This window comes from Streptomyces paromomycinus (assembly GCF_003865155.1).
Lineage (GTDB): Bacteria > Actinomycetota > Actinomycetes > Streptomycetales > Streptomycetaceae > Streptomyces > Streptomyces chrestomyceticus.
In genome coordinates this window covers 5,186,098-5,207,421 of sequence record NZ_BHZD01000001.1, presented here as the reverse complement: position 1 = coordinate 5,207,421, position 21,324 = coordinate 5,186,098, and the positions used below count along the sequence as shown (strand labels likewise).

Annotated in this window: 15 protein-coding genes and 5 tRNA genes; 12 read left to right on the top strand and 8 right to left on the bottom strand. The window is 71.0% G+C overall.

The annotated features are described in order from the left end of the window. Positions 1-120 precede the first annotated feature (120 nt). Both OEIGOIKO_RS22075 and OEIGOIKO_RS22070 read right to left on the bottom strand, forming a co-directional pair. Entirely contained in the window at positions 121-1,467 is a 1,347-nt protein-coding gene (locus OEIGOIKO_RS22075) for a DUF3631 domain-containing protein (RefSeq protein WP_371858953.1), read from the bottom strand. A 221-nt stretch (positions 1,468-1,688) separates the two neighbouring features. After that, complete coding sequence (locus OEIGOIKO_RS22070; RefSeq protein WP_125055488.1) at positions 1,689-1,919, bottom strand: hypothetical protein; 231 nt, start codon at positions 1,917-1,919, stop codon at positions 1,689-1,691. 97 nt (positions 1,920-2,016) lie between these two features. On the opposite strand from OEIGOIKO_RS22070, the gene OEIGOIKO_RS22065 reads away from it, so the two are divergent. Together OEIGOIKO_RS22065 and OEIGOIKO_RS22060 are read left to right on the top strand one after the other, a co-directional pair. Then, on the top strand, positions 2,017-2,697 hold the full coding sequence (locus OEIGOIKO_RS22065; protein ID WP_125055487.1) for a helix-turn-helix domain-containing protein: 681 nt from the start codon (positions 2,017-2,019) through the stop codon (positions 2,695-2,697). Beyond that, positions 2,694-4,304: a site-specific integrase gene (locus OEIGOIKO_RS22060; RefSeq protein WP_125055486.1), complete on the top strand. Its 1,611-nt coding sequence runs from the start codon at positions 2,694-2,696 to the stop codon at positions 4,302-4,304. Before OEIGOIKO_RS22065 ends, OEIGOIKO_RS22060 begins: the two co-directional genes overlap by 4 nt. Positions 4,305-4,335: 31 nt before the next feature. On the opposite strand, the gene OEIGOIKO_RS22055 is transcribed toward OEIGOIKO_RS22060, so the two are convergent. Both OEIGOIKO_RS22055 and OEIGOIKO_RS22050 read right to left on the bottom strand, forming a co-directional pair. Then, positions 4,336-4,411: transfer RNA gene (locus OEIGOIKO_RS22055), tRNA-Lys, on the bottom strand. A gap of 270 nt (positions 4,412-4,681) precedes the next feature. Then, positions 4,682-6,889 (bottom strand): DEAD/DEAH box helicase, encoded by a 2,208-nt coding sequence (locus tag OEIGOIKO_RS22050; RefSeq protein ID WP_125055485.1) that lies wholly within the window; start codon positions 6,887-6,889, stop codon positions 4,682-4,684. A gap of 254 nt (positions 6,890-7,143) precedes the next feature. Here OEIGOIKO_RS22050 and OEIGOIKO_RS22045 point away from each other — a divergent pair, with 254 nt between their 5' ends. Beyond that, positions 7,144-7,518: a hypothetical protein gene (locus OEIGOIKO_RS22045; RefSeq protein ID WP_125055484.1), complete on the top strand. Its 375-nt coding sequence runs from the start codon at positions 7,144-7,146 to the stop codon at positions 7,516-7,518. A gap of 504 nt (positions 7,519-8,022) precedes the next feature. Here OEIGOIKO_RS22045 and OEIGOIKO_RS22040 read toward each other — a convergent pair. Next, on the bottom strand, positions 8,023-8,373 hold the full coding sequence (locus OEIGOIKO_RS22040) for a metallopeptidase family protein (RefSeq protein WP_031012311.1): 351 nt from the start codon (positions 8,371-8,373) through the stop codon (positions 8,023-8,025). 120 nt (positions 8,374-8,493) lie between these two features. Here OEIGOIKO_RS22040 and OEIGOIKO_RS22035 point away from each other — a divergent pair, with 120 nt between their 5' ends. The 4 genes from OEIGOIKO_RS22035 to OEIGOIKO_RS22020 all read left to right on the top strand — a co-directional run bounded on the left by OEIGOIKO_RS22035 (position 8,494) and on the right by OEIGOIKO_RS22020 (position 10,603). Next, the gene (locus tag OEIGOIKO_RS22035; protein ID WP_125055483.1) at positions 8,494-10,152 is read left to right on the top strand and encodes a metallophosphoesterase family protein; all 1,659 of its coding nucleotides are present in this window, start codon (positions 8,494-8,496) and stop codon (positions 10,150-10,152) included. Between the two features lie 174 nt (positions 10,153-10,326). Next, positions 10,327-10,399, top strand: a tRNA-Glu gene (locus tag OEIGOIKO_RS22030). Positions 10,400-10,447: 48 nt separating this feature from the next. Next, positions 10,448-10,522 (top strand) — tRNA-Asp (locus OEIGOIKO_RS22025). Positions 10,523-10,526: 4 nt separating this feature from the next. Next, positions 10,527-10,603: transfer RNA gene (locus OEIGOIKO_RS22020), tRNA-Phe, on the top strand. A gap of 134 nt (positions 10,604-10,737) precedes the next feature. Here the strand turns inward: OEIGOIKO_RS22020 and OEIGOIKO_RS22015 are convergent. Next, positions 10,738-11,844, bottom strand: a complete 1,107-nt coding sequence (locus OEIGOIKO_RS22015; RefSeq protein WP_125055482.1) for an ABC-2 transporter permease — start codon at positions 11,842-11,844, stop codon at positions 10,738-10,740. A gap of 223 nt (positions 11,845-12,067) precedes the next feature. Between OEIGOIKO_RS22015 and hrpA the strand changes: the two genes are divergently transcribed. The 3 genes from hrpA (at position 12,068) to OEIGOIKO_RS22000 (ending at position 16,903) form a co-directional block, all read left to right on the top strand. Beyond that, entirely contained in the window at positions 12,068-16,120 is a 4,053-nt protein-coding gene (hrpA, locus tag OEIGOIKO_RS22010) for an ATP-dependent RNA helicase HrpA (RefSeq protein WP_125055481.1), read from the top strand. Between the two features lie 109 nt (positions 16,121-16,229). Beyond that, positions 16,230-16,304, top strand: a tRNA-Asp gene (locus OEIGOIKO_RS22005). A gap of 284 nt (positions 16,305-16,588) precedes the next feature. Next, positions 16,589-16,903 (top strand): DUF6274 family protein, encoded by a 315-nt coding sequence (locus OEIGOIKO_RS22000; RefSeq protein WP_125055480.1) that lies wholly within the window; start codon positions 16,589-16,591, stop codon positions 16,901-16,903. A 513-nt stretch (positions 16,904-17,416) separates the two neighbouring features. Here OEIGOIKO_RS22000 and bldC read toward each other — a convergent pair. Further along, a complete protein-coding gene (gene bldC / locus OEIGOIKO_RS21995; protein WP_003980577.1) occupies positions 17,417-17,623 on the bottom strand; it encodes a developmental transcriptional regulator BldC in 207 nt (68 codons plus the stop codon). Between the two features lie 549 nt (positions 17,624-18,172). Further along, entirely contained in the window at positions 18,173-19,009 is an 837-nt protein-coding gene (locus OEIGOIKO_RS21990; RefSeq protein ID WP_125046185.1) for a hypothetical protein, read from the bottom strand. A 263-nt stretch (positions 19,010-19,272) separates the two neighbouring features. Here OEIGOIKO_RS21990 and OEIGOIKO_RS21985 point away from each other — a divergent pair, with 263 nt between their 5' ends. Both OEIGOIKO_RS21985 and OEIGOIKO_RS21980 read left to right on the top strand, forming a co-directional pair. Next, the gene (locus OEIGOIKO_RS21985) at positions 19,273-20,391 is read left to right on the top strand and encodes a Leu/Phe/Val dehydrogenase (protein WP_125055479.1); all 1,119 of its coding nucleotides are present in this window, start codon (positions 19,273-19,275) and stop codon (positions 20,389-20,391) included. Between the two features lie 563 nt (positions 20,392-20,954). Then, positions 20,955-21,215 (top strand): DUF3073 domain-containing protein, encoded by a 261-nt coding sequence (locus OEIGOIKO_RS21980; protein WP_125055478.1) that lies wholly within the window; start codon positions 20,955-20,957, stop codon positions 21,213-21,215. Positions 21,216-21,324 lie beyond the last annotated feature (109 nt).

Below are 21,324 nucleotides of genomic sequence, written 5' to 3'. Positions count from 1 at the left end.
GTTGCGTGCCTGGTCAGGGCAGGTACGAGTGGCGCGGTGATGTCGGGTCGACTCGTTGCGGGCCGGGCACTCGTCCCCGCGCTGACCTGGGCGGGGACGAGTGCGACGGGTCGAGTCGGGTTAGGTGGTGGTGCCGGGCAACGGCTCAGCCACTGGATGGGCGGCCCCGGCCGCTGGCGCGGGCTCGGGGCAGTAGCGGGACCACGCGTCGACGAACTGGTTCCGCGCGAAGCCCTTGGCCTGGGCACCGTCGGGGAAGCGGCGGTTGGCCGAGCTGATGCCGTAGTCCTTCAGCAGCAGCTGAAGGCCGCGCGGGGTGAGGCCGTTGGCGCCGTGCTCGGCCCACGGCGCTTCCTTGTCCGCGTTGAGGTAGTCGAGCAGACGGCTCGTCCGCAGGACCGCGGGGTCGCCCTCGGCGGCGAAGGCCCGGCGGACGTCGACCAGGATGCGGGTCCGCAGGCCCCCCTCCTCGTCCTGCCCGGCCTCGTAACCGACCATGGAACGGCAGGCGGTGCGGGCAAGTCCTGGCCACTCACCTCCGGCGAGATCGGCGACGATCACCAGCGGTTCCCAGGTGTCCGCCGCGCGGTCCTCGACCGGCATGTCCGGTTCGAGGTCCATCGCCTGCCGGTACAGCGGCTTCAGCCATGCGGCGAGTCGACCGCGGGTTCTGTGGAGGGCAGGCGTGTCGCGTCCGGTGCGGAAGGATTCGTACTTCTCCCCCGGTCCCCGGCGGCGCATCCGGATGACCACGGACCGGTCCATGATCGTGTCCGGCAGGTCACCGATACCGGCGAGCGCCGCCATGGCGAAGGTGGGGAACTTCTGCGGCTTGTGATCGTTGCCGCCGACCCGCAGGGTGGGCCGGTTGCGCTGGTGACCGGCGTTCAGCAGGCCCCGCAGTTCCTCGTTCTTCTCCGCCACCTTGGCCGTGCCGAAGAGGGTGTCGGCCTCGTCGACGAGCAGGGTCGGCGGGTCTTCGTCGGTGATCGATCGGAAGATCGCCGACGCGCTGGCGTTGACCGTGATCAGGTGGTTGTGCACCGTCTCGGTCACCACGTCCAGCAGCCGCGACTTCCCGCACCGCTTGGCTGGACCCACCACCGCCAGACGGGGAGCGTGCTGCCACGCGCGCTGCAGATGGGTGGCCGCCACCCACAACGTCACGGCCGTGAGGGCCTCATCGCTCGGCAGGATCACGTAGCGCCGTACCTGTGCCCGCAGGTCAGCCAGTACCTGCTCGCCTTGCGTCAGGGGACCGACGAGGCCCCTGACGCTCGCCTTGGAGGACTCCTCGGCCGACGCCTGGTCCGACGCGCTGCCCGCCGTGGGCTCGTCCACATCTCCGGCCCGGTCGTCGGCCGGGCGAGCACCCGTCTCCCCCGGGATTGCCACGGTCGGCCAGGCTGCTTGGCCACCCACGGAATTCGGACCGGGTGTCGTAGGTTGCACAGGGCAGTTCCTCATCTGGCGGTTCCGGGCTTGCCCGCCCTTGCCGCCGGGTCGGTTCATACGAGGCCATGGAGGGGTTTTGCACGGGCCTCCGGCGTTGCCCCGCCGGGGGCCCACCCACATCTCGCGGCCGTTCGACCGCGGTGAGGGACCACAGACCGTACGGCCACACCCCGGCACAGTCCAGCGTCTTTGTGTCAGCCCAGCGCAGAACGCATTGCTACGCTTCGCCGCCCTCACGCCGCCAGGCCCAGCAGCTCCAGCAGGTCGGCGGTCACCACGCGGTAGGCATGCCCCAGCCGCAGGACCTTGCACGGGTACTGGCCGCGCTTGGCCAGCTCGTAGCCCTTGCTCCGCCCCAGCCCCAGCGCTCGATTGCCGGTGTCCAGGTCAATGGCGGCGGGGAGGGCGAGAATCTCCTCCCGGCTCATCCCGTTCGACCGTTCGGCCGTCGAGTCTTCGCGCATAGGTGTGCACCTCTTCCGGTACAGCCGTCGGCGAACGTGGGTGTCACGTCCGTCTCCAGGCGCTCACCTACTACGATGACGAAGCTAATGTGTCTGCATGACACAAATCGATTTCGATGATGAAGAGGACGACGTTCCCGAGTGGGCGGACCGGGTCAAGGCCAACGTGGCCGGCGAAGTCCGGCGCAGGAGGAAGGAGATGGGGTGGAGCGCGCAGGACTTGGCGGACCGGTGCGAGCAGCTCGGGCATCCCATCCCGCGCAACGTGATCGCCAACATGGAGTCCGGCCGCCGGGCCAACCTCCCGCTGGTGGACGTCATGGTCCTGGCCACCGCCCTGCGGACGTACCCGATCTGCCTGATCTTCCCAGTCGGCTACGTGGACCGGACGCAGGAACTCCCCTTCCAGGACCTCGTCCCCACCTGGGATGCCCTACGCCGCTTCACCGGCGAACAGGAGCTCTCCGGGTACGACGCTGGACTGGTCCCCAGCTTCGAGTTGCACGCCAGCCTCGTACGCACCGCTCTTGCCGCGCTCGAAGAAGAGGAGCGGGCCCGGTTCACGACCAGGACAGCGACCGGCCGCGCCCAGCAAGAAGAAGCCGAGCGCAAACGGAGCGCTTACGCCGACCAGGTCATCTCCGCCAAGTACCGCCTCCGCTACCTCCGTCGGGATATCCGCGACGCAGGAGCCACCCCACCCGACCTGCCCACCGCACTGGGCGACGTCGACCCACCCGACCCGGAAACCGAAAACATCACAGAGGACTGCCTTTGAAGGGCTCCACCCATCGCCGCTGCTACTGCCGCGACCCCAAGACCGGCAAGCCGCTCGGCAAGAGCTGCCCAAAGCTCTCCAGCCGCAAGCACGGCTCGTACTCCATGCGCCAGGAGCTGCCGCCCCGCGAGGACGGCACCCGCCGTTCCTTCAGCCGCGCCGGCTACGAGTCGCTGAAGGCCGCTCAGGCTGACCTGGATCACATTCGCGCCTTGATCGGCCTGGCCGATGCCGACTGCCCGGAGGATCTCGCGCGCATCGCCGACTTGCTGGAGGAGGTGGCTGACGCGAAGGCCCCGCTGCCGGACATCGAGGCGACCCGGCGGCGGCTGCGGCACGGCCTGGACCTGACCAGCCGCCTCACCGTGGGCGAGTGGCTGGACGAATGGTTCGCGGCCAAGAAGGTGCGGAAGACGACGGCCAACGGCTACGCCTCCCACCTCCGCGTCCACCTCAAGCCGCGCATAGGGCATATACGCCTCGACCGGCTCAACGTCGGCCACCTGGTGGAGATGTTCGACGGCATCGCCGACGACAACGAGGTGATCATCGCGGAGAACGCGGCCCGACGCGAGCAGATCGCCCGCTGCAAGCCGAGCAGCCCCGGACGGCCCACAGCGGCGGAGCGGGCACGGTTGGCCGAGGAGCAAGCCGTACTGGCCCGTATGAAGCCGTTCCGGAAAGTCGCGGGGCCCGCCACCCGGCAGAGCATCCGCCGCACCCTCCGCGCGGCCCTGAACGGCGCCATCGCCCAGCAGCTCATCACCTTCAACCCGGCGGCCCATGTCCAGCTGGAGTCGGGCAAACGGCCCAAGCCCCTGCTCTGGACCGACCAGCGCGTCCAGCGGTGGCTGGCGACCGGCGAGAAGCCTTCGCCGGTCATGGTCTGGACCCCGGCCCAGTTCGGCATCTTCCTCGACGCAGCCGAGGGCGACCGGCTCTACGCGCTCTTCCACCTCATCGGAACCCGCGGTCTGCGGCGAGGCGAAGCGGTCGGCCAGGACTGGACGGAGACCGACCTGGACGCCGGGCTGATCACCCCGGCGAAGGAGATCGTGGTCGACGGCTGGGATCCGTACGAATCCGCCCCGAAGACCGACGGCAGCGCGAGCACGATCGCGCTCGACAGCCTGAACGTGGCCGTGCTGCGAGCGCACCGCGAGCGCCAAGAGCAGGAGCGGCAGCAGTGGGGGCCGGCCTGGCAGGACACCGGAAAGGTGTTCACTCAAGAGGACGGTTCGTGGCTGCACCCGGAGACGGTCTCCGAAACCTTCCGCCGCATCCTGGCGGTCACCGGCCTTCCCCCGATCACACTTCGTGATCTACGCCATGTCGCCGCGACCCTCACCCACGGCGGGGGCGGCGACCTCCACACGATCAAGGAGACGCTGCGGCACTCCACGATCACCCTGACCTCGGACACGTACACGAGCCTGCTGCCCGAGGTCGACCAGGCCGCGGCCGAGGCCGCCGCGCGGCTCATCCCCCGCGCCCGTCCGGTATCCGGCACCGCGGGTGCCGGGCCGTCCGCTCACGCATCGCGCACGCATGGGACGGAGAACGCCGTAGCGCCCCGGTCGGATAAAACCGACGAGGGCGCTACGTAGCAGGTCAACGGGGGTTTCCCCCGACCTTCTGTGGTGGGCCATCAGGGGCTCGAACCCTGAACCAATGGATTAAAAGTCCACTGCTCTGCCAATTGAGCTAATGGCCCGCACCGAGCAGCATAGCCCGCGTTCCCGCCGCATCCCGAAGGCATAGGCCGTCGGACCGGCGGAGGCGCCGCGTCCGCTTCCGGGCGGGCGCGGCGCGCGAGGCTGCCGTACGGCGGGGAGCGCGGTCAAGGGGCCGCGCGGAAAACGGAGTTGAGACGCGGGGCCCGCGCCCACCCCGTACCGGAGTACGGAAGTGCGGCGCGGGCCCCGCGGTCACAGAGGACGACATCGCCGGATGTCGCGGACTCTGTCACTTGTCACAGACTCCGTCAGCCGTTGCGCTTCCAGCGCGGCTTGTCCTCACGGCGGCCGAAGGAGCCGGTGCCGTGGCCGCGGTGGTCGTCACGGCGGCCGTACGGACGGTCGCCGCCGCCCGAGCGGTAGCCGCCCGAGGAGGGGCGGTCGTCGCGGCGGTCGCGGTTGTACGGACGGTCGCCGCCACCGGAGCGGTAGCCGCCGCCCGAGCGGCCGCCGGAGCGGTCGTCACGGTTGAAGGAACGGTTCGGGCGGTCGCTGCGGTCGCGGTTGAAGCCGCCGCCCGAGCGGTCGTCGCGGCGGTCACGGCTGAACCCGCCACCGGAACGGTCGTCACGACGGAAGCCGCCACGGTCACCGCGCTCGCCACGGTCGTCCCGGCGGTCGCGGTTGAAGCCGCCACCGGAACGGTCGTCACGGCGGAAGCCGCCGCCCGAGCGGTCGTCACGGCGGTCGCGGTTGAAGCCACCGCCGGAGCGGTCGTCGCGGCGGTCACGGCTGAACCCGCCACCGGAACGGTCGTCACGACGGAAGCCGCCACGGTCACCACGGTCACCACGGTCGTTGTCCCGGCGGTCCCGGCGCTCGTAGTTGCCCCGCTCGTCGCGGTACGAGGAGCGGCGCGGCGCCTCGTCGGCCTCGGGAGCGGCCTGGGCCGGTACGACAGCCTCGGCGGCCTCCTCCACGGCGGCCTCGGCAGCGGCGACCGCCTCCTCCGGGTCCTCGCCCCGCTCGCGCGCGGCGCGGGCGGTCAGGCGGTTGGCCTCCTCGCGCAGCTCGGTCGCCCGGCGCTGCGCACGCTCCAGCTCGCGGGAGAGCTCCTGGGCCTCGCGCTCGGCCTGCTTGGCGGAGTTGGTCGCCGAGTCGGCCTGCACCTCGGTGAGCGAGCGGGCGCCGGTGATCCGGGCCACGTCCTCGTCGAAGGCGCCGGCGCCGCCGACGATGTGGCGCGAGGCGTCCACGCCCGCGTCCTCCATGAGGCGGAAGATCTGGCGGCGCTGGTGCGGCAGGGCCAGCGAGACGACCGTGCCGGACTGGCCCGCGCGGGCGGTACGGCCGGAACGGTGCAGGTAGTCCTTGTGGTCGCCGGCCGGGTCCACGTTCAGGACCAGGTCGATGCCGTCGACGTGGATGCCGCGGGCGGCGACGTCGGTGGCGACGAGGACGTTGACGTAACCGTCCTTGAAGTCGGCCAGCGTGCGGGTCCGCGCGCCCTGCGTCATACCGCCGTGCAGCGCGTCGGCGCGCACACCGGAGTCGCACAGCTGCTCGGCGACGCGGTCGGCGCCGAGCTGGGTGCGGACGAAGATGATGGTGCGGCCCTTGCGGGCGGCGATGGCGGCGGTGACCGGCGCCTTGTCCTTCGGCTTCACGACCAGCACGTGGTGGGTCATGGTGGTGACCGCGCCCTGGGCCGCGTCGACCTCGTGGCTGACCGGGTTGGTCAGGTAGCGCTTGACCAGGGTGCCGATCTCGTTCTCCATCGTGGCGGAGAACAGCATCCGCTGGCCGCCGGACGGCACCAGGTCGAGCAGCTCGGTGACCTCGGGCAGGAAGCCCAGGTCGGCCATCTGGTCGGCCTCGTCCAGGACGGCGACCTCGACGTCGTCCAGCGAGCAGGCGCCGCGGTTGATGATGTCGCGCAGCCGGCCGGGGGTGGCGACGAGGACGTCGACGCCGCGCTCCAGCGCGTAGATCTGGTTGCCCATGGACGTACCGCCGCAGACGACCTTGAGCTTGAGGCCCAGGACATCGCCGTACGGCTGCAGCGCGTCGCTGACCTGCATGGCCAGCTCACGGGTCGGGGTGAGGATGACGCCGCGCGGGCGCTTCTTCGCGGTGTGGCCGCCGGCCAGGCGGCTGAGCAGCGGCAGACCGAAGGAGAGGGTCTTGCCGGAGCCGGTACGGCCGCGGCCGAGGATGTCGCGGCCGGCGAGCGCGTCGGGGATGGTCGCGGCCTGGATGGGGAACGGGGTGGTGACACCGTTCGCGGCCAGCTTGCGGACGATCTTCTCGTCGAGGCCGAGGTCACCGAAGGTGATCTGCGGGGCAGCGGCCTCGGCGGCGTCGGTGTCGATGTCGGCGTCGGTGTCGGCGGCCGGCTCGGCCGCTTCGGTCACCTCGGCAGGCGTCTCGGTGACGGCCTGGTCCTGCGGCTGGTCCTGGGGGGCCACCTGCTCGTCGGCAGCGGGCAGGACGGACTGGTCAGTGGAAACAGACATGCGAAATGCGAAACCTTCCGGAGTCTCGGCACAGGCACGCGCCCAAACTCCGTGAGACTTCACAAACGACCGCCTCAATGCGGTCAGCCACGGCAAGGGAGAGAACGCGCCACACGGCGCTGCATCATGCGCCGGGCAAATGGGATCAAACGATCTACCACCATACTCACTCGGGCCCCCGGAAGGCAAATGCCCTCCCGAACCCCCGTTCCCCACCGCGGCCACCTGGCCTTTTGCCGCACACCACGCACCCCGTGCACACCGCACACCCCGGCCCTCACCCGCACCACACCCGTTCCGACGCCCCCGCCCTCCCGTACGCCACCCCCGCTCCCCGCCCCCGCCGCTACCCCCCGCTTTCCGGGTTCGAGGGCGCGGGCGGCGCGGACGACGGGGTCGGCGCGGGAGAACTCGGCTGCGGGTCCGGGCTGGCGCTCGGCGTCGGCTTGACGGTCGGGGTCGTACGGGGCGGCTGGGCGGTCGACGAGGGACGGCCGCTGCCGGGCCGCGGCGGGCCCGGCGCGGCAGGGCCGGAGCCGGGCGGACCGGGCTGCTCGGGACCGGGCGCGGCGCCCGAAGCGGGCTCCGGTTCCGGTTCCGGCCGCGCCTCGTGCGCCGAGGGCGTGTGATCGCTCGCGGGCGCCCCGGCGTGCCCCTCCACACCGTGGCCACCGCCTGTACGCCCCCGGCGGTCCGGGCTCCCGCCGCGGGTGTCCACCGTGCCGCCGTCCGGCGCGGGCCCGCCGTCGGGCCGCGCGGAGGAGCCCGACGGCTTGGGCGGCTCCGCGTCGCTCACGCTCATGCAGCCGCTCAGCGACGCGGCCAGGGCGGAGGCGGCGGCCACGGCGGCGGCGAGCCGGTTCAGGGCCGGGCCGGGAAGGGGGGAAGCGATCGGGCGCACGGGCGGGACCTCCGGATCCGGAGCGCGGAGACTGCGGAGATGAACGCCCTGCCCAACTCCCGCCGGGCACCGGAGGACACGCGCCGCGGGCACGAGATCGCGTCCGTACGGGCCCGATCTCCGCCCCGGCCACCAGCGGCATCACCCCGAACGCCACGAATGCCGCGAACCGGCCGCGCCGTCATGAGCGCGGACCGGCCGCCCCGCCCGCCGCGAGCACTCCGGCCGCCCGTCAGCCGTACCCCAGCGCGTGCAGCCGCTCGTCGTCGATGCCGAAGTGGTGCGCGATCTCGTGCACGACGGTCACCTCGGTCTCCGCCACCACGTCCTCCCGGGTCCCGCACATCCGCAGGGTCGGATTGCGGTAGATCGTGATCCGGTCGGGCAGCACGCCCGCGTACCACTCGCCGCGGTCGGTCAGCGGCGTCCCCTCGTACAGCCCCAGGAGATCGGGGTCCTCGGCCGGTGGTTCGTCCTCGACGAACACCGCCACGTTGTCCATCAGCCGTGTCAGCTCCGGCGGGATCCGGTCCAGCGCCTCGGCCACCAGTTCCTCGAACTCCTCGCGCGTCATCTCCAGCACACCACCCATTGTCCGCCACGCCACCGCGCGGCGGCGGTACCGCGCGGCGCCGCCGGCGGCCCGGCGGGCACAGGCCGTTCTCCGGGCATGACGGGCGCGGCGCCCGGGAATACGCGCCCAATGGCCCGTGTCGCGCCGTCCGGGGACTCCTCCCCCGGCTCCTCCGACTCCACCGGCTCCTCCGGCTCCACCGGTTCGGCCGGTCCCGCCGTGTTCCGGCTGCTCCGTGCCGCGCTCGCCCGGGTACGGGGCCTTCCCGCCGCCGTGCTCCGCGACTACCGCTCCCACCACACCACCCCCACCAGCGCCCTCACCCACACACCGCACCCGTACGCCCGTGCCCTCGGCCTGCTGGCCGTCACCCTGCTCGGCGCCTGGCTGGGGCTGCTGATCGTCGGCAGCATCCACGCACCCGTGGGGCCGGTGGACACGAACATGACACTGCGTCCGTCGCTCTCCGGCGGCACGAAGATCAACGTCTCGCCGCTGGGCGCCCTGGAGCTGCGCAGCCACCACGCGCCGATACGGCTGGACGTCGACGTCGACCGGCTGGATCCCGTACGGGCCCAGGCCCTGGTCGACCACCCGGAACGGTTCGCCGGCCTCCAGGAGCAGGTCACCCGCGACGTCGTCAGCGGCACCGGCACCCTCGCCTTCCGCTCCTGCGTCGCGGTCGTCTCCGGCGCCACCGCGCTGGGGCTGGCCGTCTACCGGCGGCCGCGCCGCGCGCTGGCCGCGGGCGGGCTGGCGCTCGTCCTGCTGGCCTCGTCGGGCGCCGCCGCGTACGCCACCTGGAACCCGAAGTCGGTCCTGGAGCCGAAGTTCTCCGGGCTGTTGTCCTCGGCGCCCTCGGTGGTCGGCAACGCCCGCAACATCGTCAGCGAGTTCGACGTGTACCAGCGGGAGCTGGCGCGCCTGGTGACGAACGTGACCAAGCTGTACGAAGCCACCTCGACGCTGCCCGCATACGCGCCCGACCCCACCACGATCCGGGTGCTGCACGTCTCCGACATCCACCTCAACCCGGCGGCCTGGCAGATCGTCAAGTCGCTGGTGAAGCAGTACAAGATCGACGTGATCATCGACACCGGCGACACCATGGACCACGGCTCGGCCGCCGAGAACGCCTTCCTGGACCCGGTCGCCACGCTCGGCGCGCCGTACGTCTGGGTGCGCGGCAACCACGACTCCACGACCACGCAGAAGTACCTGGCGACGCGCAAGAACGCCACCGTCCTGGACGACGGGCGGGCGGTGAGCGTCGGCGGGCTGCGGATCGCGGGCGTCGGCGACCCGCAGTTCACCCCGGACCGCTCGGTCGTCGCGGAGGGGGACTTCTCGGAGCGCACGGCCGGCGGCAAGCTGGCCGACTCGCTCCGTACGCAGCGGCTCGCGGGGACGCCCGTGGACATCGCGCTGGCGCACAACCCGGTCGCGGTTTCGGAGGCGGACGGCCTGGTCCCGCTGGCGCTGGCCGGGCACGTCCACCACCGCGAGAACAGCGTGCTCCCCCGGGGCACCCGGCTGATGATCGAGGGCTCCACGGGCGGCGGCGGGCTGCGCGCGGTGCAGGGCAAGAAGCCCGCTCCGGTACAGGCGTCCGTCCTCTACCTGGACCGGGAGACGCGGCACCTCCAGGCGTGGGACGAGATCACGCTCGGCGGGCTGGGGCTGTCGAAGGCGGAGGTCAGCCGCCACCTGCCGAAGGAGAACCGGCCGGGGGCCACGCCGTCCCCGGTCACGACACCCCCTGGCACGGCCTCCCCCGGCCCCCCGTAGGCCCGCGAGGCGAGCGGGGAGCCCGGCGCGCCCCCTTCCCGTCCGCCCGCCAGGCCCCTTCCCGAACACCCCCTCGGAGGGGCTCGAACAATCCGTTTTGGCGAACGGTCCCCGCATCCCATATGCTTCTCACGTCCCCGACGGCGCCCCACAAGGCGCGGAGGCGGGCCATCAGCCCTCATCGTCTAGTGGCCCAGGACGCCGCCCTTTCAAGGCGGTAGCACGGGTTCGAATCCCGTTGGGGGCACGCATTACCGTGTGCGAGACCAGGTACGCTTGATCTCGCACAGTGCAAGGTCCTGTGGAGCAGTTTGGAGTGCTCGCCACCCTGTCAAGGTGGAGGCCGCGGGTTCAAATCCCGTCAGGACCGCTGTGGCTGGGTAGCTCAGTTGGTACGAGCGATCGCCTGAAAAGCGATAGGTCGCCGGTTCGACCCCGGCCCCAGCCACCAGCAGTGGGAAGAGGCCCCGATCTTCGGATCGGGGCCTCTTTCTTTTCCGCCCGCCGGGCCCGCCCCCTCCCCCGTACAGCCGAAACCGGGCCGCGCAGCCGGGGCCGGTCCCCGAGGGTCCGGCCCCGCGTACCTCAGGCGCCCGACGCGTCCGGTGCGCCCGCCCGGTGCGCCCCGGACGTGAGCGCCCCCACCTCGCGCCCGCCCGGGTGCCGGTGCCGCCAGGTCCAGAAGACCGCGCACGAGACCAGCGCCCAGCCGGCCAGCACCAGGAACGGGAAGACGTGCTGCGAGGCGCCGAAGTAGACGGCCGTGTGCTGCGCGTTCACCGAGGCGCCCGGCGGGAGCCAGCGGCCGATGTGTCCGAGGACGGACGGCAGCAGCGGCCAGGAGACCGCGCCGCCCGAGGACGGGTTGCCCAGCAGCACCATCAGGCCCCACGTCGGGATCATCGCCCAGCGCCCGATCAAGGTGTTGAACATCGTGAAGACCATGCCGGACGTGAACATCGTCAGCGCCAGGATCAGCCAGGACTCCACGAACGGCAGGTCCAGCGCCCCCAGCAGCCAGTCCACGACCGCGGCGATCGCGAAGGCACCCAGCAGCGCGTACAGCACGGTGAAGGCGATCCGTTCCAGCGGATTGAGGCCGCGCGCGTGCACGCTCAGCTGGATCGCGCCGACGAAACCGATGATCACGGCGGCGAGCGAGATGTAGAAGAGAGCGAGCCCGCGCGGGTCGCCCTCCTGGAGCGGCTTGAGGTCCTTGACCTCGACCGGTACGCCGACCGCCTGGCCCACCTCGGGCCCCGCCTGTTCCAGCACCTGCGCCACCTGGGCGCCGGCCGCCCCGGCCACGTCCAGCTCCATGCTCTTGTCCCGCACCCGCAGGATCGCGAAGACCTCCTGCTCCTCGATGCCCTTCGCGGCCGCGGCGTACGAGTCGTACTCATGCAGCTGGAGGGAGGCGTTCAGGGCCTTCTCCATGCCGCCGACGAAGGCCTTGCCGTGCGGGGAGTCCGGCGGGCCGACCACGGCGGTCGGGATGTGCCGCGGGGTCGGGTTGGCCATCGTGTACGTGTACGAGCCCGCGAAGAGTCCGGCGGCGACGGCGAGGATGAAGACCAGCACGGTCGCGGGCAGGAAGGGCGACTTCTTGAACGCGGTCCATCTCTCGGCCGCGGTGGGAGGCCGTCCGTGGGCGCCGTGCGGCTGGGGGAGGTCACCGTGCTGATCAGACATAAGGCCACGCTAAAGCACCTATCCCGGACATTCCCCTGGTGGTCGGCCCACCGTGCGCCAGGGCCGCCGGGTACGGCCGGGAGGGCCCGTCGGAAACGGCCGGGAGGGTCCGTCCGGTACGGCCGCGCGGAGACCCCACCCGCGCCCCGGGAGCCCTCCCGGCCCCGTACCGGCGGCAATTCGTTCGCCACCGTATTCACGGAGGTGAGATCCTGGGGGACGTATGTCCAGTCAGCCTGCCTCCGCCCGGCCCGACGGTGCCGCCCCCTCCCTGCCCGCTCTCCTGGAGCGGCTGCCCGAGCTGATGCTGCGCGACCAGCAGCGGCTGGGGCGCCGGCTCGACGGCGCGCGCCGGATCCGTAAGCCCGAGGCCCGCGCGGCCGTGCTCGCCGAGATCGCCGACGGGATCGAGGAGGCGGAGCTGCGGGTCGAGCAGCGCCGCGCCGCGGTGCCCGCGATCACGTATCCGGAGCAGTTGCCGGTCAGCCAGAAGAAGGACGAGATCCTCGAAGCGATCCGCGACCACCAGGTCGTGATCGTCGCGGGCGAGACCGGGTCCGGCAAGACGACCCAGATCCCCAAGATCTGCCTGGAGCTGGGCCGCGGCGTGCGCGGTCTGATCGGGCACACCCAGCCGCGCCGGATCGCCGCCCGTACGGTCGCCGAGCGGGTCGCCGAGGAGCTGAGGACGCCGCTGGGCGAGGCGGTCGGCTGGAAGGTCCGCTTCACCGACCAGGTCGGCCCGGACACCCTGGTGAAGCTGATGACGGACGGCATCCTCCTCGCGGAGATCCAGACCGACCGTGAGCTGCGCCAGTACGACACGATCATCATCGACGAGGCCCACGAGCGCAGCCTCAACATCGACTTCATCCTCGGGTACCTGGCCCAGCTGCTGCCCCGGCGGCCGGACCTGAAGGTCGTGATCACCTCCGCGACCATCGACCCGGAGCGGTTCGCCCGGCACTTCGGCTCCTTCGCCTCCGTACCGGCGGCAGCGGACGGGGACGAGGCCCCGAGCGCGCCGATCGTCGAGGTCTCCGGCCGTACGTTCCCGGTGGAGGTCCGCTACCGCCCGCTCCTGGAGGAGGGCGGCACCGACAGCGACCGCGACCAGATCACCGCGATCTGCGACGCCGTGGACGAGCTGCGGGGCGAGGGCCCCGGCGACATCCTGGTCTTCCTCTCCGGTGAGCGGGAGATCCGCGACACGGCGGACGCGCTCAACAAGAAGAACCTGCCGCAGACCGAGGTGCTGCCGCTGTACGCGCGCCTGTCGCACGCCGAGCAGCACCGGGTCTTCCAGCGCCACACCGGCCGCCGGATCGTGCTCGCGACCAACGTCGCGGAGACCTCGCTGACCGTGCCGGGCATCCGGTACGTGATCGATCCCGGCATGGCCCGGATCTCGCGCTACAGCTACCGCACCAAGGTCCAGCGGCTGCCGATCGAGCCGGTCTCGCAGGCCAGCGCCAACCAGCGCAAGGGCCGCTGCGGCCGGACCAGCGACGGCATCTGCATCCGGCTGTACTCGGAGGACGACTTCCTCACCCGGCCGGAGTTCACCGACGCCGAGATCCTGCGCACGAACCTGGCCTCCGTCATCCTGCAGATGACCGCGGCCGGCCTCGGCGACATCGAGAAGTTCCCGTTCATCGACCCGCCGGACCGCCGCAACATCAAGGACGGCGTGGACCTGCTGCACGAGCTGGGCGCGCTCGACCCGAAGCAGAAGGACCCGAAGAAACGGCTCACCCAGCTGGGGCGCAAGCTCTCCCAGCTGCCGGTGGACCCGCGGCTGGCCCGGATGGTGCTGGAGGCCGACCGCAACGGGTGCGTACGCGAAGTCATGGTGATCGCGGCGGCGCTCTCCATCCAGGACCCGCGCGAGCGGCCCGCCGAGAAGCAGCAGCAGGCCGACCAGCAGCACGCCCGTTTCAAGGACGAGACCAGCGACTTCCTGGCGTACCTGAACCTGTGGCGGTACGTCCGCGAGCAGCAGAAGGCGCTGTCGTCCTCGGCGTTCCGCCGGATGTGCCGCAACGAGTTCCTGAACTATCTGCGGATACGCGAGTGGCAGGACATCTACTCGCAGCTGCGGACGGTCGCCAAGACGATGGGGGTCCATCTCAGCGAGCAGGACGCGGCCCCCGACCCCATCCACACCTCCCTGCTGTCCGGTTTGCTTTCGCACATCGGGCTGAAGGACACGGACGCCAAGAACGAGTACCTGGGCGCCCGCAGCGCCAAGTTCGCGGTCTTCCCCGGCTCGGCGCTCTTCAAGAAGCCGCCGCGCTGGGTCATGTCGGCGGAGCTGGTGGAGACGTCCCGCCTGTGGGCGCGGGTGAACGCCAAGGTCGAGCCCGAGTGGATCGAGCCGCTGGCCCAGCACCTGGTGAAGCGGACGTACAGCGAGCCGCACTGGGAACAGAAGATGGCCGCGGTGATGGCGTACGAGCGGGTGACGCTGTACGGCGTGCCGATCGTCGCCCAGCGGAAGGTGAACTACGGGCGGATCGACCCGGAGACCTCCCGTGACCTGTTCATCCGCAACGCCCTGGTCGAGGGCGACTGGCGCACCCACCACCAGTTCTTCCACGACAACCGCAAACTGCTCGGCGAGGTCGAGGAGCTGGAGCACCGCGCCCGGCGGCGCGACATCCTCGTGGACGACGAGACGCTCTTCGACTTCTACGACCAGCGGCTGCCCGAAGACGTCGTATCGGGCGCGCATTTCGACTCGTGGTGGAAGAAGAAGCGCCATGACGAGCCGGAGCTGCTCAACTTCGAGCACTCCATGCTCATCAACGAGTCCGCCGAGGCCGTCACCAAGGACGACTACCCGGACTCCTGGCGGCAGGGCAAGCTGAAGTTCCGCGTCACGTACCAGTTCGAGCCGGGCGCCGACGCGGACGGCGTGACCGTCCACATTCCCCTCCAGGTGCTCAACCAGGTCGCTTCCGAAGGGTTCGACTGGCAGATCCCGGGCCTGCGCGAACAACTGGTGACCGAACTGATCCGTTCGCTGCCCAAACCGATCCGCCGCAACTATGTGCCGGCACCGAACTTCGCCGCCCGCTTCCTGGACTCGACCGTGCCCCTCCAGGGGGGCCTGACCACGGCCCTGGCGGCCGGGCTCCAGCGGATGGTCGGCGTCCCGGTCGACCCGGCCGACTTCGACCTGGCCAAGGTCCCGGACCATCTGAAGATCACGTTCCGGGTGGTCGACGAACGCCGGCGCAAGCTGGCCGAGGCCAAGGACCTGGAAGCACTGCGTCTGAAGCTCAAGCCGAAGACGCAGGCGGCCCTCACCAAGGCGTTCGCGCAGGCCGCCGAGCGGCCCGCCAAGGGCGGCGGGGACCGCGCCGCCGCGGGCACCGGAGCACCGGCCGGCCTGGAACAGCGCACCGGCCTGACGTCCTGGACACTCGGCACGCTGCCCCGCACCTTCGAGACCCGGCGCGGCGGCCAGCCGCTGAAGGCGTACCCGGCGCTGGTCGACGAGGGCACGAGCGTCGCCGTACGCCTCTTCGACACCGAGGCGGAGCAGCGGACGGCGATGTGGACCGGCACCCGCCGTTTGATCTTGTTGAATATCCAGAGCAACCCAGCCAAGTTCGCGCAGGGCAAGCTCACCAATCAACAGAAGCTGGCACTGTCCGCCAACCCCCACGGCTCCATACAGGCCCTCTTCGACGACTGTGTGACCGCCGCCGCCGACCGGCTGATCGCCGCGCACGGCGGCCCGGCCTGGGACGAGGAGTCCTTCCGCAAGCTCTTCGACGCGGTCCGCGCCGACCTGGTGGACGCCACGATGAAGACCGTCCAGCAGGTACGGGAGGTGCTGGCGGCCTGGCAGGCGTGCGAGCGCCGTCTGAAGGCCACCACCTTCGCCTCGCTGCTGCCGTCCCTCACGGACGTCAAGGAACAGCTGGCCGCCCTGATCAAACCCGGCTTCGTGACCGCGCACGGCGCCAAACGCCTGCCGGACCTCATGCGCTACCTGGTCGCCGTGGACCGCCGCCTCCAGCAGCTCCCCAACAACGCCGAGCGGGACCGCTCCCGGATGGCGAAGGTCAAGGAGATGCAGGACGAGTACGCCTGGCTGCTGGAGCAGTACCCCCAGGGGCGGCCGGTGCCGCCCGAGGCGCGGGAGATCCGCTGGATGATCGAGGAGCTGCGGGTGAGCTACTTCGCGCATGCGCTCGGCACCGCGTACCCGGTCTCCGACAAGCGGATCGTCAAGGCCGTGGATGCGGCGGTGCCCAAGGTGTGACCGGCCGCGGGGCCGCTCCGGACGGCCCCGCGGGACCGGGTTCGACCGCACCCCCTGACCTGCTGTAGAGTCTTGCTTCGCAGCACCGCGCAAGCGGAAGCCGCACCAAGGTCCTGTGGAGCAGTTTGGAGTGCTCGCCACCCTGTCAAGGTGGAGGCCGCGGGTTCAAATCCCGTCAGGACCGCAGCAGATCGGCCCGCATCCTTCCGAGGATGCGGGCCGATCGCGTTGTGTCAGGCGTACGCCGGGGAGCGCGCGGCGGCGCCGCGACCGGTCGCCGTCCGGCCCGCGCCCCTCCCGGGTACGGGCCGTTTGCGTCGGCCCGCGGCTGGGGAGTGTGGACGGGAGCGGCGCTCCGCCCCGTGGCCGGAAGGTCCGGGTCGTACGGCCCCAGCCGATGCGCGTATTGACCGGGGTACGTACCACCGGTAGTCACGAGGGAAGGCGCGGGGCCGGGAGGAGGGTGCGATGTCGACAGCCGCCAGGCACGAGACCAGGGCGCTGCTGCGGGCCCACCTGTCGGCCGCCACGGGCTATCGCCACCTGACCCGCCACTGCCCCGTCTGCGCCCGTCTCCTGCGGCTCGCCATGGAGCCCCGCAGCCGCGCCGCCGGCGCACCGGCCACCGACTCCGACGCCCGGACGTCCGCGCGGCCCTTCAGGGGGCCGTCCACGGCCCCTGACGCCGCACCGGGCACGGACCCGGCACCCCGCGAAGAGCCGTCGGCAGGGACCGCCGCGCCCGAGGAGGGGAGGGGGGACCAAAGTCCCCCGGCCCGGTGACCAACGGCGCGTTCCCCACCGGCCCTGCGGTGGAAGGCTGTTGAGGGAGGGAAGGGACTCCGGCCCTCTATCGCAGCGGCGTCGGCACCACAACCTTCCCGGGCTGTGACGGGTGTCACCGTCCGGGTTTCCGGAACCGGGAATCTTACGGCCGCCCTACACCCGGTCAATTTAATATGTGCAATTGCACCGCCCGCCCGGCAGTCCTTGGACTGGACCGGAGAACAGCGGGGCCTGCCACGGCGGCCCCCGCGGGCGGTGTCCAGCCGGCCGGGCCGGCCGCCCGCACGGGTCCTCGCGCGCACAAAAAAGATCGCGCTGGACCCGGCGGAGTCCAGCGCGATCGATGACGTACCCAGATGGTGCGGGTGTGGGGCCTGTTGGGGCAGGCTCCGCGTCGTGTGAAGCTGAGTGGTGCTGTGTGGTACTAGGTGGTGCGGTGCGGAGCCGGGTGGGGCTCCACGGGCCGGAATCGGGTTGGGGGGCCCGAAAACAGCCCGGTCATGCGGTTGTTCAGCTTTCGCTGCGCTGCTGCGGAATGCCCGCGAGCAGAGCGCGAACCTCGGCTTCGCGGTAGCGCCGGTGTCCTCCGAGCGTGCGGATGGACGTGAGCTTGCCTGCCTTGGCCCAGCGGGTCACCGTCTTCGGGTCCACGCGGAACATCGTGGCGACCTCGGCGGGGGTAAGCAGCGGCTCGGCGTCAGGGGTGCGAGCGGTCATGAGCGGCCTCCTCGGGAGAACCGAACCATCACGGTTCTTTCCTCTAAATTCTGCACCTTGACCCGCGTTGCCCGAAATGGCGGACGCGGGCCGAGTCGGTTATAGGACGAACGGCTTGTCCTCGGCACTACAACTACACCATCTGTCCAGCCACGTCGGCCAAACCGATGGAATTGCCCTCTCAGGTGTTCAACCTCGGCGGAAGCCGATGGACCATGCCATAGCGGACAGTCACACCACCGTGACGATCAGTCACACGGTGATCAGCCGCCATCAGACCCACCAAGGAGCGCAATACCGAACTATCCGCCCTTAGTAGGGCGGAAGGGGCCCTTGTCAGGCTCCTTGTCCTATTTTGGCACGAGGGTATGGCTTGGCCGCAAGGCCCGAAGTCAGTGCTTTAGGTCACCCTTGAGGCAATCGCCCGGATCGGGACCTACGTCCCACGCCCCCGTGTCAGTAGTGTGCACGAGCCTCGACAGTCGCAGATCATTTTGTCGTGCCGCAGGCCGTCCCGCGGCACGTCCCGTGGTGCGGGGAGCGCCCGTCTCAGCTGGCGAACTGACGCTCGCGCACCTCGCGCCAGCGGTCCGACAGCTTCTCGTACGCCTCGCCGGCCCGGTCGCTGTCCCCCTCGCGCAGCGCCGCCAGCCCCTCCGCCACCTCGGCGGCCGACCGGTCCTCGGCGAGCTGCCCCTCGGGCACCGCGTGCACCAGCCCGCCGTAGTCCAGCTCCACCAGCGCCCGCGGATGGAACTCCTCCAGCCAGCGGCCCACGTCCACCAGGCCGTCGATCAGCGGCCCCTCCTCCAGGGAGTCGCGCAGCGTGCGCAGGCCCCGCGCCACCCGGCGCCGCGCCTGCACCATGGGCGTCCGGTACCGCAGCACCGGCCCGTGCTCGCTCTTGGTGTACTCCCGCTCGCCGTCCCCGAAGAGCGCGAACCAGCGCACCGGTACGTGCCAGGTGGCGGTACGGATCCAGGGCCGGGCGTCCGGATTGCGCTCCAGCCACTCCTCGTAGTCCGCGGCCGCCTGACGCCGCACCACCGGGGGCAGCGCCGCGTCCAGCACGGGCGCCGGGAGAAGTTCGGACAGCTCCTCCAGGGCCTGCCAGCCCCGCAGCCGCGTCCGCCAGGGGCAGACGCACGTCACACCGTCCACGACCGTGACGAAGGCGTCGCTGCTCTCGTGGACCGGGACCGGCACCGGCGGGGTCGGCAGCAAATCGGCCAGAGACCGCCGAAGTTCGTCCTGAACCGTAGGGGTCTCCGCGCGCCGGGCATAGCGCGCCCAGTAGGAGCGCTCCGGTTCGGGGAACGCTGCCAGCGGCTCGTAGACCCGCAGATATGCCGCGTACGGGACCATCACCGACGACGCCAAGGCCACGCCCGCTCCTTTGTCTCCTGCGACGTGCCGTCCGCAGAACTACCGCAAAGATTGGCAAAGTGGTGCAAAGTGCCGGGAGTTGACTCACGCCACCCGGCTCGGGATACGGCAAATCGTCCCACGCCTGTCCCTCAGGAGAGGGTGATCCTCCGCACTGCACCGATCAGCGCGCCCCTCAGGTCTTACTCTCTTCCCGACCGGCCCTCCGGCCCTCCTCCTGCCACAAGCTCCAGGGAGCCGCCGGCGGGCGTCCTCCGCGACTTATGGGAGTCACCACCGTGACCGACGTACGTCCCCCCGCAGTCAGCGCCGACGGCGGAGTCCTGCACACCCTGTTCCGTTCCGAGCAGGGTGGCCACGAGCAAGTCGTCCTCTGCCAGGACCGCGCCAGTGGCCTGCGGGCCGTCATCGCCATCCACGACACCGCCCTGGGCCCGGCCCTCGGCGGCACCCGCTTCCACGCGTACGCCTCCGAGGAGGAGGCGGTGCTGGACGCCCTGAACCTCTCCCGTGGCATGTCGTACAAGAACGCCCTCGCCGGTCTCGACCACGGTGGCGGCAAGGCCGTGATCATCGGTGACCCCGAACTGATCAAGACCGAAGAACTCCTGCTCGCATACGGCCGGTTCGTGGCTTCCCTCGGCGGCCGCTACGTGACCGCGTGCGACGTCGGCACGTACGTCGCGGACATGGACGTCGTCGCCCGCACCAACAAGTGGACCACCGGCCGCTCGCCCGAGAACGGCGGCGCCGGCGACTCCTCCGTCCTGACCGCCTTCGGTGTCTTCCAGGGGATGCGCGCCTCGGCACAGCACCTGTGGGGCGACCCGACGCTGCGCGGCCGCAAGGTCGGCGTCGCGGGCGTCGGCAAGGTGGGCCACCACCTCGTCGAACACCTCCTCCAGGACGGCGCGGAGGTCGTGATCACGGATGTGCGTGCCGAATCGATCGAGCGGATCCGCAGCCGGCACCCGCAGGTGCAGGTGGCGCCGGACACCGGGTCGCTGATCCGTACGCCGGGCCTGGACGTGTACGCGCCGTGCGCCCTCGGCGGCGCGCTGAACGACGAGTCCGTACCGGCGCTGACCGCGAAGGTGGTCTGCGGCGCGGCCAACAACCAGCTGGCCCACCCCGGTGTCGAGAAGGACCTCTCCGACCGCGGCGTCCTCTACGCACCGGACTACGTGGTGAACGCCGGCGGCGTCATCCAGGTGGCCGACGAGCTGCACGGCTTCGACTTCGACCGCTGCAAGACCAAGGCGGCGAAGATCTTCGACACCACGCTGGCGATATTCGCTCGTGCGAAGGAGGACGGCATTCCGCCCGCCGCGGCGGCGGACCGGCTGGCCGAACAGCGGATGGCGGACGCCCGGCGGGGCTGAGCCACCGGTGCCGCCGCCCGGCGGCGGTGCCGACCGGACCGGGGCCGATCGGTTCAGGCCATTTTTCCAGCCGGTCGCGAAGCGAAAATGCGACCGATCCTGCTCCTCAATGTCCAAGAATGCTCGGGTCCGACCGAAGCCGATCGCGATCCGATCATGCGCACGGAAGGCCCCGAGCAGGCCCGCACACCCCTGCGGACGCCGAACCGGTCACGGACCGTACCGGACGTCGTCACGGTGGGTACGGAAATGGCCTGCGGAGCGCTCGCGTAACGATCTCTGAGCGCTGCGTAAGGGATCACGGGTGGTGAAGGAGACATCCCTCACCACCCGTCGGCGGGTCGCCGCACGGGACAGGTTAAAATCGCAGCTGACCAGCGGGGACGGGGCGTCCTGCCGGTCGTGCCGAGCGGTCGGTGATGCGGGCGACGTACCGTATGGCCGCGGAAGCAGGTACCGTTAAAGCCCTACGGGCCGGTCTCTCCGTCGAGAGTCCGCTCTGAATCATGAACGCGTGTCAAGACTCTGGGGCCGTCGAGCCCCGTCGTTGAGGGGGTCGAGCCATGGGGCGCGGCCGGGCCAAGGCCAAGCAGACGAAGGTCGCCCGCCAGCTGAAGTACAACAGCGGTGGGACTGATCTCTCACGCCTGGCCGAAGAGCTGGGTGCATCGCCGCAACAGCCGGCATCGCAGCAGCCGCCGAACGGCGAGCCGTTCGAGGATGACGAGGACGACGACCCGTACGCGCGGTACGCCGACCTTTACAACCGAGACGACGATGACGAGGACGAGGGCAACTCGTCCCAGCAGCGTCGTCGCGCCTGACGTACGACGTCTCTTCAGTCGTGCGTGCACGGTGTGCACAGCATTTCCACGGACCCGGTCCGGGGTAGTCACCTCGGACCGGGTTCTGTGCTGCCCTGCGGGCGGCCGG